The sequence below is a fragment of the Bradyrhizobium sp. Crot121 genome, from assembly GCF_059512385.1.
In genome coordinates this window covers 18,990-35,045 of the sequence record NZ_JCAMOR010000075.1, presented here as the reverse complement: position 1 = coordinate 35,045, position 16,056 = coordinate 18,990, and the positions used below count along the sequence as shown (strand labels likewise).

The following is a 16,056-nucleotide window of genomic DNA, read 5'->3' as shown; positions in this document are numbered from 1 at the left end:
ACTTTTGGCGCCTATCAGAGCATCGGGTTCGGGGCGACGACCGATGCCGTCTATCTGCCGGTCGCAGCCGGCGGCGATGGCTCGCTGCATCTGACGGAGGCCTTTGGCATTCGTGGTGCGTTCAACCACAACTGGGACCCATATTGGTCGTCGAGCCTCTTCGGCTCGTATGTGGGCGTCCGCCATGACGGCGCGGCCAAGGCCTTCATCTGCGCGAACTACACCACGCCCGGCAAAGCGGTCAGTGCGGACTACGTCTGCAACCCCGACTTCAACTTGTCGCAGCTCGGTGTCATCACCCGCTGGACCCCGGTCAAGAACCTGACCTTCTCCGCCGAATTCATGTGGTTCCACCTCGACCAGAAATTCCAGGGCTCCGCGGTCCTTGGAGCTTCGGCCCCAAAGCCTACCGCGCGCTACGAGTTCAGCGATCAGGACACGTTCCACCTGCAGCTTCGCGCCCAGCGGAACTTCTGACCGGCTGAGAACAGCTATTGATCCTGACCGTGGGCGAACTTGTCCACGGTCTATCGCCAGTTTGAAAGCACCGCGGCGGCCTGTCACGCCGGCGCTGTCGGAAAGCGGGTGGGTTTGGCCGTCCTCGGGTCAGACAATGTCGACAAACGACATTCCGAGGAATTTCTGCCATGCCCGCCCTCAAGGCCCCTCACCTGCCTCCGACCTTCGGCCGTCTGGCCTGGTCGAACCTCGCCGCACAATCGGCCGAGCAGATCGCGCTGGCAGCCGCTCCCATCGTGGCGGTGCTCCTGCTCGGCGTCGGCGAGGGCCAGACTGGCCTGCTGCAGACCGCGCTGACACTGCCCTTCATCCTGTTTGCGATCCCCGCGGGCCTGCTCGCAGACCGCTTCTCGCGGCGGGTCCTGATGGCGGGCTCCGAAGCGTTGCGTGCGGCGGCGCTGGCCGCAACGCTGCTCCTGATCTGGCTCAGCCTGTTGACGCTGCCCCTGCTCTCCGTGCTCGGCTTCATCGCCGTGTGCGGGACCGTTGCCTACAGCGTCGCCGCGCCCGCGCTGGTGCCGTCGCTGGTGACGCCAGATCAGTTGCCAACGGCGAATGCGCGGATCGAACTGGCCCGCACCGTCGCTTTCGCCAGCGGGCCTGCGCTCGGCGGCGTGCTGGTCGGATGGGTCGGTGCCGCGCCGGCCTTCGGATTTGCCGCCGCACTCTCGGTGATCGCCGTGGTGCTGCTGGCCGGCATCCATGAGCCGGCCCGCGCGCCGGCGCCACGTCGACATCCGCCGCTGGAGATCAAGGAAGGCGCCGTGTTCGTGTTCCGTCATGAGCTGCTGCGACCGGTGTTCATCACCCAGTTCATCTTCAACACCGCTTCCTTCCTGCTGCTCGCGGTGTTCGTGCCCTATGCCGTCAGGCATCTCGGCCTCTCCGCAACCGGCGTCGGCACCACGCTCGCGATGTATGGTGTCGGCATGGTGGTCGGCGCGCTTGCGGCAACGCGGGTGATGCGACGTCTTGCGTTCGGCACTGTGATCGGGCTCGGCCCGGTGACCGGCTTCATCGCCTCCACCATCATGGCGCTGACGACAATTGTCCCTACGCCTCTGCTTGCGGGCCTGAGCTTTTTCCTGCTCGGCGTCGGTCCGATCCTGTGGGTGATCTCGACGACCACGCTCCGGCAATCGGTGACGCCGCCTTCGCTGCTCGGCCGTGTCTCCGCCATCAACATCATGAGCTACGGCGCGCGCCCGCTCGGCTCCGCACTGGGCGCGATCGTCGGCGGGCTTTTCGGCGCCGAGACCTGCCTCTGCCTTGCCGCGGCAATCTTCGCCGCGCAGGCGCTGGTGATCCTGCTGTCGCCGGCGGTCTCCCTCGTCAGACAACCCGACATGGTCAGCGAACCGGCGGGATGTTGATGAGAGAAAGATTCAACTGATCTGATCCGCGATCGGAGAATGTTTTGCGTCATAGCCGAGGGCCGGCCACGACGGCCAAATTAGTGGCTGGTCTTTCCCGCTTTGTATGATACACGTCATCCAATAGCCGAGCGGGAGCACTATGACCGATCAGACTGCAACCATTGACGCCGCCGCATCTCGCCCCGAATCCTCCTCCTCCGGCGCCCTGCAGATCGCGGTTCTGGCCGCGCTTGCGGCCACCGGTACGCTGGCCACCAACATCCTGCTGCCGTCGCTGCCGCAGATGGCGGCCTCGCTGAAGGTGACGACCGCGGCGGTCACGTCGGCCATCACGATCTTTCTCGCCGTGTTCGCGCTCGGCCAGCTCATAGTTGGTCCGATCTCGGATCGCTTCGGCCGTCGCTGGCCGGTTCTGATCGGTTTCGCCGTGTTCTTTGCCGGCAGCGTCTGGTGCAGCCTGGCAGAAGATCTCCCGAACCTCTTGATCGGCCGCGTCGTCCAGGCCGCCGGCGCCTGCGCAACCTCGGTATTGTCGCGCGCCATAGCCCGCGACCTGTTCACCGGTGCCGCATTGGCACGCGCGATGGCGCTGATCATGATCGCGATGGCGGCCGCGCCGGGTTTCTCGCCGCTGCTCGGCGGCGCGCTCGATCACTATTTCGGCTGGCGCTCGGAATTCGTGCTCGTCGCGGCCTTTGCGGCTCTCGGCGCGTTCGCCTATGGCGCCACGCTCGGAGAAACCCACCATTCGACGCGGATCCCGCTCAACCCTCTCGCCATCATCAGCACCTATCTCGGTCTGATCGCAGATCGCCGCTTCGTTGTGCCGACGGCGACCGTCAGCCTGATCATGGGAGGCCTGTTTGCGATGTTCTCGGCCGCGCCCCGGATCTTGATCGAGGCGCTGCATTTCTCACCGATCGAGCTCGGCCTGTTCTTCGCCGGCACGGTGCTGATCGTGTTCGCCTCCGGCTGGCTCGCGACAAGGCTTGCGCCGCGCTTTGGCCTCGACCGCTCGATCAAGGGTGCATTATTGGCGGCAGCCATCGGCGGCGCCGCCATGTTGTTGGTCTCGCTCTTCACCCCGAGCTTCCTGCCGTTCCTGACTGCGATGAGCGTGTTCCTGCTCGGCATGGGCATCGTCAACCCACTCGGCGTCGCGCAGGCGCTATCACCGTTCGGCGAAAAGGCCGGTGCGGCTTCCGCACTGCTCGGCTTCTGGCAAATGATGAACGCGGCGATCGGAGTCTGGCTCGCAGCAATCGTGTCGCATGAGGCAATGTTCGGGCTCGGCGTGGTGCTGACCGCGTTCTCACTGATAGCGGTCGGCCTATACGCGCTACGGGCCAAGCAGGGCTAGCTCGCGAGGTAGCGCTCGTATTTTCCGGCCACGACTTCGTCCGCCGCAACGTCGGGATCGAGCGTATAGAGGTCTTGCGCCCGGCTGATGCCGCGCAGCGCGAAGCGCCCGGTCGAAACCAGATAGTTCCGCCCTGCTCCATCCAGGCCATCCCGGAACGCCTGCGAGGTCAGCAGTTCCCGATCGACCGAGCTGCACATCGAAGCAATCCGGCTGACTTCGTTGACCGCCGGCCCTACCACGGTGAAATCGAGCCGGTCCTCGCTGCCGATATTGCCATAGAACACCTCGCCGACATGCAGCCCGACATAGGCTGAGGTGGTCGGCCGACCCTCGCCGGCACGGCGGACGTTGAGCGCATTCAGATTGCGGCGCAAGCGATGCTCGGCCCGAAGCGCAGCCCGTTTTGCGCCTCCCATGTTCTCCTGCGTGAACATCGCCAGCACGCCGTCGCCGATCAGCTTCAGCACCTCGCCGCCGGCATCGTGGATCGCGTCGATCGAGGCCTGAGCATAATCGTTGAGGAACGGGATGATCTCGTCCGGCCCGATGCGCTCGCCGATCGCGGTCGAGCCGCGCACGTCCGAATACCACAACACCGCCTTGATGCGCTCGGTGACGCCGCGCGAGATAGACCCGCGCCAAGGTGCGCGCGATGTCGACTTGCGCAGCCGATTTCACCGCGAGCCCCAAGACCGGCACCAGGTCGCGCAGCGCCGCCATGTGATGCTCGCCAAATCCTTCGGACTGGCGGGTGGTCCAGGAGGAGTAGAAGCAGTCCATCTCGCCGATCGTGCCGGCCTCGCCGAACCGGTGCACAAAGGAGACGAAATGCTTGTGGCCCTTTTCCGCGAGGTCGTTGATCATGGAGAAATCGAGCGTGGCGCAATCGGCCAGGTCGATCACCATCTCTTCGTGCCCATTTTGCAGCATGTGGTAGAAGGTCGAACGCCGCCAATTCTGGTTGGCATCACCGCTGGAGGTCGAGCCGTATTCGAAAGCGTCGCTTTCATTGGTCTCGCTGTCGCTCCAGCGGAACCCGTGGCCTTCGAAGATCGGGTGCAGGGTATCGATGAAGACGATTGCACGTGACAGCGGCATTCCGGCCGCGCGGCAGCGTTCGCAGAAACCGCGCAGCAGATCGTTTTCGGGCAGGCCGGTCAGACCCTGTCTGACCAGCCAGTTCATCAGGCGCAGGCGGGGCGTCAGTTCCATGCGCGGATTATGCCGGGCAATCGTGTCGCGCGAAAGATCGGTTGGCGGCCCAGAGCGCGACTTGACGACAGTTCCGTGACAGCGGCAAATGCTGGGAATAACGAGGCAAGACAGAAACGCGACGGTCCGATGAGCGCCCGGCAGCTTCCGATCATTCTGGCGCTCGGCACCACCCAGACCCTGGCCTGGGCCTCGAGCTACTACCTGCCCGCGGTGCTCGCCGATCCCATCGCCAGAGATCTCGGCATCGGCCCCAACTGGATCTTCGCCGCCTTCTCCGCCTCGCTCGTGCTCTCGGCGCTCCTTGGCCCGCGGATCGGCCGCCAGATCGACCTGGTCGGCGGCAGGTCCGTGCTGTCGATCTCCAATCTGACGCTGGCCGCAGGACTGGTGCTGCTCGGCCTCACGCAATCGATTCCTCTGCTGCTGCTCGCATGGCTTTTCCTTGGGATCGGCATGGGATACGGCCTCTATGATGCCGCTTTCGGCGCGCTCGGACGCATCTATGGCGAGGCGGCGCGGCGCCCGATCACCGGCATCACGCTGATGGCGGGCTTTGCCTCCACCGTCGGCTGGCCGCTGAGCGCGCTGGGGCTTGAGACGATCGGCTGGCGCAACACCTGCTTTGCCTGGGCGGCGGCGCATCTCTTGATCGGCCTGCCGCTCAACTGGCTGATGCTGCCGCCGATCCCCGGCGCCAAGGCCGCGGCCGCCAATGCGGTGAAGCCGCATATCCCGATCGACCGGCCGATGGTCCTGCTGGCGTTTGCGTTCGCGACCGCCTGGACCGTCACCGGCGCGATGGCGGCGCACTTCCCACGCATCCTGGAAGCGGCCGGCGCGACCCCGGTGCAGGCAATTGCCGCCGGCGCCCTGATCGGGCCGGCGCAGGTCGGCGCGCGCGTGGTCGAGGCGTGGCTGCTCAGCCGCTACCATCCGCTGCTCTCGACCGAATTGGCCTGTCTCGGCCACCCGATCGGCGCCGCGATCGTGGCGATCGCCGGCGGCGGCGCGGCAAGCGTCTTCGCGCTTTGCCACGGCGCCGGCAACGGCATCCTGACCATTTCGCGCGGCACATTGCCGCTCGCGATCTTCGGCTCGCAGAACTACGCCTACCGCCTCGGCATCATCGGCGCCCCGGCCCGGATGGCGCAGGCGGCGGCCCCGCTGCTGTTCGGGCTGTTGCTCGAACGCATGGGCAGCGGCATCCTGATCGTCTCCTCCGCACTCAGTCTCGCGGCATTGGGGGCGCTGCTCCTGGTGCGCGACAACAAGCCAGCACCGCAATAGGCAGCCATTCCATCTGCCCCATCACTCATAAAACGCCGGTGCCATCTTCAGGCTATCGCGCTGGGCCTTGTCGTGATTGATCCAGAGTTGCGCCTTCTCTTTCGTGAGCGTCTCCGCGATCTTCTGCATCGAGGCCGTCGTCTGCTCCTTGCTGGCATTCATCGACGGCACCCGGCGGTTATCCCAGTTGTCCCTGAAGTGGACGGCGTCGCCGGAAAGTACGACCGCCCCGGTCTTCGGCAGTTTCACCAACAGCGACTGGTGGCCCGGCGTGTGCCCGGGCGTCGACAGGATCACCACATTGCCATCACCAAACACATCCCGGTCGCCGTCCAGCTTGGTCACCGGATGCTCCGCCTTGAAGCGCGGCTGGTTGTTGGCGCCGGGCCAGTCATATTCGGCTTTCTGCACATAGAGCATCGCGGTCGGGAACATCTCCACATTGCCGATGTGGTCCGGATGGGTATGCGAGACCGCCATCGCCTTGATGTCGGACGGCTTCACGCCGATCTGGTCGAACTGCGCGGCCAGCGTCTTGGGACGCCGCCAGATCACCGCTTTCGGATCCGACGGCACGAGCCCGTCCGGCATGCTCGCCACCGCGTCGGGAATGCCGGTGTCCCACAGGAACCACCCTTGCGCGTGCTTGATCAGATAGCAGTTGTCGACGAAATCCATCGACTTGCCTTCGTTGACACCGGGCGACCAGCGCGAGATGTCGCCCGCAACGCCCTCGCCGCAATTGAGGATATAGAGCTTCTCGACGCCCGGCTTTTCCGATTGGGCGCGCGCAGGACCCGCAGCCGCCGCAACCAACAGCAGCGCCACCGCAACACCGATTGTTGTCTTCACGTTCCGCTCCCTCGACTAATCGCCCCCAGCGTTCGAGGAAGGAATATTACGTCATCGCCGGCGGCAATCGTCACCGCTGACGGTCTTTTGATCTCTCAAGCCGCGTGCGCCGGCTCGTGATGCGGACAGGTCTCGACCTCGATCGTGACATGGCTGAGACCGTGCAGACCGCTGAGACGGCGCTTGTAGGTCGCGGGCGGCAGCGGATGGTCGGAGACAACCGAGATCACCGCCGCGCGATGGCCGGGACCGACCTGCCACAGATGCAGATCGGTGATGCGGTCGCCCTTGGTCTCGAGCCGGTCGCGAATGACCGCCTCGAGCTTCTTGTCGGCGCTGACGTCGAGCAGGATCGCGCCTGACGCCTTGATCAGGCCAAAGGCCCAGCTCGCGATCACAGCGCTGCCGATGATCCCGACTACCGGATCGGCCCAGACCCATCCCGCGGACATCGCAACCAGCAGCGCCGCAATGGCGAGGATGGAGGTTGCGGCATCCGCCATCACGTGGACGTAAGCCGCGCGAAGATTGTTGTCGTGGTGGTGGTGATGATGATCGTCGTCGTCATGGTCATGAGAATGGCCATGACCGTGATGATGGTCGTGGTCGTCGCGGAGCAGCCAGGCGCTGATGAGGTTGACGGCAAGTCCGAGCACGGCAACCGAGATCGCTTCCCCGTAGGCAATGGACACCGGATGGAACAGCCGGTCCACGCTTTCCCAGGCGATCTGCGTAGCGATCATCGCCAGAATGATCGCGCTGGCAAAGGCGGCGAGATCGCCGAACTTGCCGGTGCCGAAACTGAAGCGCGCGTTGCCCACTTGCCGCCGCGCGAACAGATAGGCCAGCCCGGCAATGCCCAGCGCCGCCGCATGCGTTCCCATGTGCCAGCCGTCGGCGAGCAGCGCCATCGAGCCGGACCACCAACCTGCCGCGATCTCCCCGATCATCATGACCGTGGTCAAGGCCACCACGAGCCAGGTGCGCCGTTCGTTATGGGCGTGGGTCGCGCCCAGGAAGACGTGATCGTGGGTCCACTGTTCGATCGAATGCGAGTGCATGGTTCATCTCCGGATAGTCCGCTCGTCGAATATAGCGATTGCGACGGACGGCCGTTAGAGCGTTTTCAAGCGAAGTGGACACCGGTTCGCGTGAAGAAAACACGTCAAAATAAGAATCTAGAGCTTCGGTTCTGATTCAGTCAGAACCGAAGCTCTAGACTAATTCCTCCGGCGCCAGCTTGCAGGCGGCACCGTCGGCCTCGACCTGCAGCGTCGCATGATGGATCTTGAAGCGGTGCGAGAGCTGCGCGCAGACGTGATGCAGGAAGGCATCGTCATGTCCGCCGGGCCGGACCAGGTGCGCGGTCAGCGCCGTCTCGTTGGTGCTCATGGCCCAGATGTGCAGATCGTGGACCTCGGAGACGCCGTCGAGCGTGCGCAAAAACTCCCTCACCTCGACGAGCTCGATACCGCGCGGCACCGCGTCGAGCGCGAGGTTGACGCTGTCGCGCATCAGACCCCAGCCGCTGACCAGCACGACGAAGGCGATGATGAGGCTGATCGCCGGGTCAATCCATAGCCATCCCGTCGACATGATCAGCAGCGCGGCGATGACGACGCCGAACGAGACGCCGGCATCCGCCGCCATGTGGAGATAAGCGCCGCGAATGTTGAGGTCGCCGTGCCGCCCGCGCATGAACAATAGTGCCGTGAAGCCGTTGACGAGAATCCCGAGCGCCGCGACCCAGACCACTGTCCAGCTCGCCACCTCGGCCGGCGCGCGCAGCCGGTTGACCGCCTCCACCGCGATGCCGCCGACCGCGACCAGCAGGAGCCCGGCATTGAACAATGCGGCGAGGATCGAGGCGCGGCGATAGCCGTAAGTATGCCTCTCCGTCGGCCGCCTCCCCGCAAGCCACGCCGCCCCCCATGCCAGCAGCAGCGAGAACACGTCCGAGAGATTGTGGACGGCATCGGAGATCAGCGCCAGCGAATTGGCGGCATAGCCGAACACCAGCTCGGCGATCACGAAGGCGGTGTTGAGCGACGCGCCAATGGCAAAGGCCCGGCCGAAATCATCCGGGGCATGGCTGTGCCCGGCATGATCATGCGCATGGGAGTGATCGTGATGATGATGCGCCATGGGAAGAATTTATAGCGCGTCGATTTGCGAATACTATTACGGCGCGGAAAGCGTAGGGCGGATTAGCCGAAGGCGTAATCCGCCGCTTCGCGGCAAGATGGCGGATTACGGCTTGCGCCTAATCCGCCCTACGTAACTACTCCACGCCGCGGTTGAACTTGTTCGACTTCGGCAGGCCGTGCGCGAGGCGGCCGGCGTCGGCGCGGTTGCCGCGCCAGTCGGCGAGCTCCTTGATGCTCATGCCGTGCTCGCGGCCCGCGGAATCCTTCCAGGTCAGGCCCGCCTTGGAATCGAACACCGCGACGTCGGACAGCGAGGCGCTGGTGTATTTCTGCAACCGCACGCCGCGGCCGCGGGCCATTTCCGGCACCTGATCGAGCGGGAACAGCACCATCTTGTGATTGGTCCCGATCACCGCGACGGTGTCGCCTGCGACGGTTGCGAGCGCGCGCGCCTCGTTCGGCATGTCGACGTTCAGCACCTGCTTGCCCTTGCGGGTGGTGCCGACGCAGTCGTCCTCGTTGACGACGAAGCCCTGTCCTTCACTGCTGGCGACCAGGAATTTGCGGCCGCCCTTGTTGACGAACAGCGACACGATCGCCGCATCCTGCTCCATGTCGATGAACATGCGGATCGGCTCGCCATGGCCGCGACCGCCCGGCAGCTTCGCCACATCGAGCGAGTAGAATTTCCCGTTGGTGGCGAACAGCAGGAGCTTCGAGGTGGTCTCGGCGAAGAAGGCGTGATCGAGCTTGTCGTCGGTCTTGAAGGCAAGGCCCGAGAGGTCGGCGACATGGCCCTTGAGCGTGCGCACCCAGCCCTTCTCGGAGATCACGACGGTGACCGGCTCGCGCTCGACGAAGGCCTCCTCGATCGCGGCGAGATCATGCTCGGGCGCATCCGCAAAGGTGGTGCGGCGCTTGCCGAGCGGCGTCTTCGGCCCGAACATGTCGCGGACCTTCTTCACCTGCTCGCCGACCTTGGCCCATTGCTCGGTCTCGGAGCGGAGCAGCTGTTCGATGCCCTTCAATTCCTTGCGGAGGTCCTTGTCCTCGGTGCGGATCTCCATCTCCTCGAGCCGGCGCAAGGAGCGCAGGCGCATGTTAAGGATGGCGTCGGCCTGGACCTCGGTGAGCTTGAACGTCTTCATCAGCACCGGCTTCGGCTCGTCCTCGGTGCGGATGATCTTGATCACCTTGTCGATGTTCAGATAGGCGATGAGGTAGCCGCCGAGGATCTCCAGCCGGTTCTCGATCTGACCCTTGCGATAATTCGAGCGGCGCACCAGCACATCGCGCAGGTGGTCGAGCCATTCGCGAAGGCACTCGGCGAGGCCGACCACCTTGGGGATTTTCCCCTTCACCAGCACGTTGAGGTTCAGCGAAATCTTGCTTTCCAGCTCGGTCAGCCGGAACAGCGACTCCATCATCAGTTCGGGATCGACATTGCGCGACTTCGGCTCGATCACCAGCCGAACGTCATCCGCCGACTCGTCCCTGACCTCGCCGACCAGTGGCAATTTCTTCTGGTCGATGAGCTCGGAGATCTTCTCGACCAGGCGCGATTTCTGCACCAGCCACGGGATCTCAGTGACCACGATCACCCAGGTGGCGCGCGCACCCTCTTCCTGCTTCCAGCGCGCACGCGTGCGGAACGAGCCGCGGCCGGTGCTGTAGGCCTCGGTGATCGCTTCCTTGGAATCGATGATGATGCCGCCGGTCGGGAAATCCGGGCCCTTCACCCATCGCAAGAGCGCCTTCGACTTGGCGTCGGGCTTCTCGATCAGGTGCAGTGCCGCGTCGCAGAGCTCGGCGGCATTGTGCGGCGGGATCGAGGTCGCCATGCCGACCGCGATGCCCTGAGAACCGTTGGCGAGCAGGTTCGGGAAGCCGCCGGGCAGAACCACCGGCTCCTTCGACTGGCCGTCATAGTTGGCGCGGAACTCGACGCCGTCCTCGTCGATGCCCTCGAGCAGCAGCCGCGCGACATCGGTCATGCGCGCTTCGGTGTAGCGGTAGGCGGCGGGGTTATCGCCGTCGATATTGCCGAAATTGCCCTGGCCGTCGACCAGCGGGTAGCGCGAGGAGAAATCCTGCGCGAGGCGCACCATGGCGTCGTAGATCGCCTGGTCGCCATGCGGATGGAACGAGCCCATCACGTCGCCGACAATCTTTGCCGATTTCTTGAACGGCGAGCCCGGATCGAGGCGCAGCAGCCGCATCCCGTAAAGGATGCGCCGGTGCACCGGCTTCAGCCCGTCGCGGGCGTCCGGCAGCGCACGATGCATAATGGTCGATAGCGCGTAAGCGAGATAGCGCTCTTCCAGCGCATCGCGCAGCGGTACCTCGTGGATCTCCGGCGGTTCCGGCGGAATCAGTGCTTTTCCCATGCCGACGGGTTAACCGCTCCGGGCGAATCGGGCAAGAATCGATTCGGCACCATACCCCGCAGAAAAAGCCCGATTTTTCAGCCTGCACCCGCCAGGGTCGCCGGGTTCGGCGTGGCATGGCCATTGGTGATGTTGAATTGCGGGATATGGCCGAGCCCGGTCACGAGATCGGCATCGGCGCCCAGCACCTTCTTCCACTCGTGCCCCTCGGTCAGGATCACGCCGACGCCGGCGACCTCGGCGCCGGCCTGCCGCACCAGCTTCAAGGTCGCAGCCAGGCTCGAGCCGGTCGCCACGACGTCATCGACCACGACGACCCGCCGGCCCTTCAGCAGCGGGATCGCCCGGCGGTCGAGCAGCAGCCGCTGCGAGCCGGATGAGGTCACCGATTGCACATACTCGACCAACGCGTCGCCCAAATGAATCTTCGGCGATTTCTGCACGATGACATATTGGTCGAGCCCGAGATGGCGCGAGACCTCGATGGCGACGGGAATGCCGAGCGTCGCCGCGCCGACCACGATGTCCGGCTCCTTCCCCTTCAGCCGCGCGGCCAGCGCCTTTCCGATGCGCTCACCGAAGCCGACGCCCATGTCGATCACCATCAGAAGCGAAATCGCCAGGCGCTCGTTGATGGCGACGAGCGGCAGCTCCGTCGGCTCGCCGCCGATGTCGACAGTATAGGTGGCGGGGGTGAGTGCGCTCATGTGGTCCTGCCCGGATTTGTCAAAGGAAAGTCGGTCTGGATGGTGAGCCAGCCGATGTCGCGCCAGCTCGTGCGCGCCATCTTCGGATCGAAGCCGTAGATCGACAGCGCCAGCGCGATCGTCTCGGCCATGCGGAACGTCTGCACCATCAGCGGCACGCCGCGCGCCAGCGCATAGAGGACGCGCCGCGGCAAGGGCCCGCGGTCGAGTTCGAGGCCGCGCGCCCGCTGGGTCTCGCCGATGCTCTGGAACTCCTCGCGCATCAGCGGGATCATGCCGATCACGAGCACCAGCACCAGCGTCAACGAGCCCGGCAAGCGCAGCCGGCTGCAGGCCGCAAGCAGCGTGCCGGCCGACGTAGTCTCGATCGCGACGAAGAAACTGCCGGTGGTGGCGATCAGGCGGAAGGCCATGCGCAGCGCATCATCGATCGCCGCGGCGAGCGGCGTCCCGTTCCAGACGAAACTCAAGGTCCAGCTCAGCGTCACCAGGCCGCCGACCAGCGCCATCAGTTTGAGATAGCCTCTGGTTTGCGGCAGCCGGCAGGCGATCACGGCCGCCAGCACGACCGCGGCGATCACGCCAGCCGTCACCGCGCTGCCGGCGACCCAGCCGAGCGATGACAGCACCAGCGCCGCCAGCAATTTGACGAACGGGTTGATGCGATCAAGCCGATGCACGCTGGCCTTCTCCTGATGTTGTGACGTTCTGGTCCGGGCGCGGCCAGCCGCGACGCGCAAATACGTCCGAGGACCAGGCCGCCTCGGTCGTCCCGTCGAAGGCCAGCCGGCCATCCTCCAGGATCAGTACGCGGTCGGTGGCGCGGTCGACAAGCTGCAGGTCGTGCGAGACCAGCAGCGCCGCACAACCCCGTGCGCGGCAGCGGTCGAGGAAGGCCAGCACGCCGGCACGTGAGACGCTGTCGCAGGCGATCAGCGGCTCATCCAGGATCACGACCGACGGCGCCGTCGCCTCGATGCAGACCAGCGCCAGCATCAACTGCTCGCGCGCCGACAGCGCGAATGGCGAAAGCTCGGCGCGGTCGGCGAGACCGACGCCCTGCAAAAGTTCGATCGCCCGTTCGCGATGCGCAGCAACGGCCTTGGCGCCGGCATCGCCGCCGGACAGCGAGAACACGACCTCCTCCACGACCGAGAGCAGGAAGAACATCCGCCGCAAATTCTGCGCGACATAACCGATCTCGCGCGCCCGCTGCGCGATGGTCCAGCCGGCGCTATCGCGGCCGCCGATCTCGGTCGCGCCGCCGGCCGCCTTCTGCAGGCCGAGCAGCGTACGCATCAGCGTGGTCTTGCCGGCGCCGTTGCTGCCGATCAGCCCCGCTACCTCGCCTTTTCCGAGCGAGAGCTCAATCGACCGCAGCACCGGCTCGCCGTTCGGACGGCGCAGCGTGCTCGAAAGCTGCCGGACCGAGAGCGCCGGGCCCGACTGTGCCGGCCGCACCACGGCCCGCGGCGCCGGCGCCGCAAAGGGCGGCTCGATGCCGGCGACCGCATACGGCGTGGTCGCGCGAACGGCCGCCTGCCAGGACAGATCGTCGATGATGCCGCCCTCCTTCAAGAACACCACACGATCGGCCACGCCATCGAACCAGGCGAGATCCTGCTCGGCGATCAACAGCGTCAGCTTCGTTTTCCTAAGCTCGCGCAGGATGCCGATCATGCGCAGCCGCGCATCGGGATCGAGTCCGCTGGTCGGCTCATCCAGGATCAGCACGTCCGGTTGCCAGACCAGCGCCGAGGCAAGCGCCGCGATCCGGCGTTCGCCACCCGAAAGCGTGCGCACGGTGCGACCGATCAGCCGCCCAATGTTCATCTGCGCGATCACGGCGCCGACGCGCGCGCGGATTTCCGCCTGCGCCACGCCTCGGTTCTCCAGCGGAAAAGCGATCAGGTCTTCGACCGAAAGATCCCAGACCTGGTCCTCGACCGATTGCAGCACGAGGCCAACGCGGCGAAACAACTCGCTGCCCGCAATCGCGCCGAGATCGGTGCCGTCGAGCGACACCGCGCCCTCCATGCGCTGCGGCCGGATCAGCTTCGGAATGAGACCGGCCGCGACCGCAAGCAGCGTCGATTTTCCCGAACCGCCCGCCCCCGTCACGATCGTGGTGCTGCCGGCTTCGAGACGGAGATTGATATCGGACAGCACGTGAGCGTCGGCCCGAAAGCCGACGCTTACTCCACGCAGATCAAGCATCAAGTAGCGCTCCCCAAGGCGGTCAGAACCGGTGCAGCGTGCCCCGGCTGATGCCGGCAAGCAGCCTGGCGCCGGGACGTACCAGCAGCGGCGTTCCGATCACCATCGGCACGATGTCCGACAGGCCGATATAGAGCATCGCATACCAGAACGGGAAAATGCCGAGCACCGCCAGACTCGCCGACACCGCCGCCACCATGATGATGCCGACCACCGCGCAGATCACCGCGATCTTGAGCAGCACCGGCATCGACAGGTCGAAATTGGTCTTGCGCAGATTGACCAGCATCGGCGGTACGGCGCCGGTGAGCCCGACCATGATGCCGTCCACGATGAGCGAATGCGCGGGAATGAAGGTGCCGGCGAGCAGCGACCAGACGATGGTGCCGATATAGCCGCAGATGAACCCGCTCTTCGGCCCGAGCAGCAGCCCGATCAACGGCGGCAGGAACGCGAAGATGCGCCACTGGATCACGCCGGGCACAAGCTGGATCGGATTGGCGTAGGCCCACAACACGCCCGTCGCCACGCCGCAGACGACCGCAAGGACGATAGGAAAGAAACCGACCGAATCGGATTCGCTGTAGGTGATTTGCGTACTCATTGCATGCTCCCCGTCATGAGTTTGCCCTGAGATTTTTCAGGCAAGTTTCGGGCCATGCGGCATGGAACGGGCCGAGGGTTGCACGCAATAGAACCACCATGTGTGGGTTGGCAATTTCGGCGCGCATTGCCGTCAGGGCGGGGCAGTGATCCGGGCCCGACGGCGCACCACCGCATTGATGAAGCCTTCCCTCGCGTCGGAGTGCCCCTGCCCGCGCGGCTCCAGCACATTGCGCAGGAGGAAGCGGCCGGTGAGCGCAAAGCCATCGAGCAGGTCCTGGTCCGAGCAGGTGCCGGCGCCGTCATCGTCCTCGCGCAGGAACGGCGGCAGCCGCATCAGGCGATCGCGCCAGGGCTCGCCGGCGGCGCGCGAGACTGCGCCGCCCGATTTCGGCGAGACGTAGACCAGTTCGGAGGTCGCGCCCGTCGCCGCGCAGTTCGAGAGGTCGAGCCCGAAGCCGAGTTCGGTCAGCATCGCCAGCTCGAAGCGGATGAGATGGATCGCGGCGCCGCCGGCATCCTCGAAATCATCCAGCGTCCGCTCCAGCATCTCGTAGATGTCCTGGTGCGGATCGCGTTCCGGCAACAGCCGCGCCAGCGAAGCCAGATGGGTGATGCCATAAACGGCATGCGACGACGCCAGCAGGTTCGCCGCGCGCAGCCGCGTACCGTCGAGCTGGTAATAGCCGAGATGCTCGTCGAGCCGCGCCCGCCACATCGCGGTGACGCTGTTGCCGGGCTGCAGCAGCGGCCGCATCCGCGCGCTGGCCCCGCCGCGCACCAGGCCGAGATGGCGGCCGTGCTCGCGCGTCAGGAGCTCGACAATGGCGGAAGATTCGCCATGCCGCCGCACCCCGAGCACGATGCCTTCGTCGGACCATTCCATGACGCGGAGAGTAGCATGTAGGGTGGGCAAAGCGTAGCGCGCCCACCATTCACGATCGGTGCAAGAGGTGGTGGGCACGCTTCGCTTTGCCCACCCTCCACTCGGCCCTACGCGTTGAACCAGCCGTGGGCGTCGCCGGTGAAGGAGAAATAGAGCCCGGCGGCCGTCAGCGCGCAGGAGATCACCTCGACGCCGCTGTCGAGCTGGATGCCGGTGGTGCCGATCACCTGCAACAGCGAGATCACCGACAGCAACAGCACCGCCGCCAGCACCCAGCGCGGCCAGTTCTTGCGGTGCTGTGCCGCCAGGTAAACGAAGTAGACCAGGAGCAGGATCAGGCCGGCCTGCAGCCAGGTGACGACCGTGATCATCTGCTCGGTCATCTCGCCACCCGGGGTGCGGTCCTGGAACGCCACCGACAGCGCGTCCAGCGTCAGCGACAGATACAGCAGCACCTCGAACAGAAGCACGTTTCTGGGTACTTTCATCGGAAGAGC

Annotated in this window: 14 protein-coding genes and 1 pseudogene; 4 read left to right on the top strand and 11 right to left on the bottom strand. The window is 65.4% G+C overall.

The annotated features are described in order from the left end of the window. From AC5ZGW_RS37615 to AC5ZGW_RS37605, 3 genes are all read left to right on the top strand, one after another. On the top strand, window positions 1-477 hold a 477-nt coding region (locus AC5ZGW_RS37615; protein ID WP_496114052.1), incomplete at its 5' end, for a porin. Window positions 478-647: 170 nt separating this feature from the next. Next, complete coding sequence (locus tag AC5ZGW_RS37610) at window positions 648-1,892, top strand: MFS transporter (protein ID WP_474419076.1); 1,245 nt, start codon at window positions 648-650, stop codon at window positions 1,890-1,892. A 142-nt stretch (window positions 1,893-2,034) separates the two neighbouring features. Further along, window positions 2,035-3,255 (top strand): Bcr/CflA family efflux MFS transporter, encoded by a 1,221-nt coding sequence (locus tag AC5ZGW_RS37605; RefSeq protein WP_130231494.1) that lies wholly within the window; start codon window positions 2,035-2,037, stop codon window positions 3,253-3,255. Here the strand turns inward: AC5ZGW_RS37605 and AC5ZGW_RS37600 are convergent. Then, window positions 3,252-4,470: pseudogene (locus tag AC5ZGW_RS37600) on the bottom strand (adenylate/guanylate cyclase domain-containing protein). The gene AC5ZGW_RS37605 and the pseudogene AC5ZGW_RS37600 overlap by 4 nt on opposite strands. 129 nt (window positions 4,471-4,599) lie before the next feature. Between AC5ZGW_RS37600 and AC5ZGW_RS37595 the strand changes: the two are divergent. Continuing rightward, window positions 4,600-5,760 carry an MFS transporter gene (locus AC5ZGW_RS37595; RefSeq protein ID WP_474419078.1) on the top strand — a complete coding sequence of 387 codons (1,161 nt, stop codon included), beginning with the start codon at window positions 4,600-4,602 and terminating at the stop codon, window positions 5,758-5,760. A gap of 21 nt (window positions 5,761-5,781) precedes the next feature. Here AC5ZGW_RS37595 and AC5ZGW_RS37590 read toward each other — a convergent pair whose 3' ends face one another. From AC5ZGW_RS37590 to AC5ZGW_RS37545, 10 genes are all read right to left on the bottom strand, one after another. Beyond that, complete coding sequence (locus tag AC5ZGW_RS37590; RefSeq protein WP_130230989.1) at window positions 5,782-6,612, bottom strand: N-acyl homoserine lactonase family protein; 831 nt, start codon at window positions 6,610-6,612, stop codon at window positions 5,782-5,784. A 95-nt stretch (window positions 6,613-6,707) separates the two neighbouring features. Then, complete coding sequence (gene dmeF / locus AC5ZGW_RS37585) at window positions 6,708-7,673, bottom strand: CDF family Co(II)/Ni(II) efflux transporter DmeF (RefSeq protein WP_130230991.1); 966 nt, start codon at window positions 7,671-7,673, stop codon at window positions 6,708-6,710. Window positions 7,674-7,827: 154 nt separating this feature from the next. Further along, window positions 7,828-8,757 (bottom strand): cation diffusion facilitator family transporter, encoded by a 930-nt coding sequence (locus AC5ZGW_RS37580; RefSeq protein WP_130230993.1) that lies wholly within the window; start codon window positions 8,755-8,757, stop codon window positions 7,828-7,830. A gap of 136 nt (window positions 8,758-8,893) precedes the next feature. Further along, a complete protein-coding gene (gene parC, locus AC5ZGW_RS37575) occupies window positions 8,894-11,146 on the bottom strand; it encodes a DNA topoisomerase IV subunit A (RefSeq protein WP_130230995.1) in 2,253 nt (750 codons plus the stop codon). A gap of 77 nt (window positions 11,147-11,223) precedes the next feature. Continuing rightward, window positions 11,224-11,853: a phosphoribosyltransferase family protein gene (locus tag AC5ZGW_RS37570; RefSeq protein ID WP_130230997.1), complete on the bottom strand. Its 630-nt coding sequence runs from the start codon at window positions 11,851-11,853 to the stop codon at window positions 11,224-11,226. Next, window positions 11,850-12,533 (bottom strand): energy-coupling factor transporter transmembrane component T family protein, encoded by a 684-nt coding sequence (locus tag AC5ZGW_RS37565; protein ID WP_165435623.1) that lies wholly within the window; start codon window positions 12,531-12,533, stop codon window positions 11,850-11,852. The genes AC5ZGW_RS37570 and AC5ZGW_RS37565 overlap by 4 nt, the downstream gene beginning before the upstream one ends. Continuing rightward, complete coding sequence (locus AC5ZGW_RS37560; protein WP_496114051.1) at window positions 12,520-14,070, bottom strand: ABC transporter ATP-binding protein; 1,551 nt, start codon at window positions 14,068-14,070, stop codon at window positions 12,520-12,522. Before AC5ZGW_RS37560 ends, AC5ZGW_RS37565 begins: the two co-directional genes overlap by 14 nt. 22 nt (window positions 14,071-14,092) lie before the next feature. Next, entirely contained in the window at window positions 14,093-14,674 is a 582-nt protein-coding gene (locus AC5ZGW_RS37555) for a hypothetical protein (protein ID WP_035691373.1), read from the bottom strand. A gap of 132 nt (window positions 14,675-14,806) precedes the next feature. Then, window positions 14,807-15,559 (bottom strand): DNA repair protein RecO, encoded by a 753-nt coding sequence (recO, locus tag AC5ZGW_RS37550; RefSeq protein WP_130229104.1) that lies wholly within the window; start codon window positions 15,557-15,559, stop codon window positions 14,807-14,809. 107 nt (window positions 15,560-15,666) lie between these two features. Continuing rightward, window positions 15,667-16,047, bottom strand: a complete 381-nt coding sequence (locus tag AC5ZGW_RS37545; protein WP_028166651.1) for a hypothetical protein — start codon at window positions 16,045-16,047, stop codon at window positions 15,667-15,669. Window positions 16,048-16,056 lie beyond the last annotated feature (9 nt).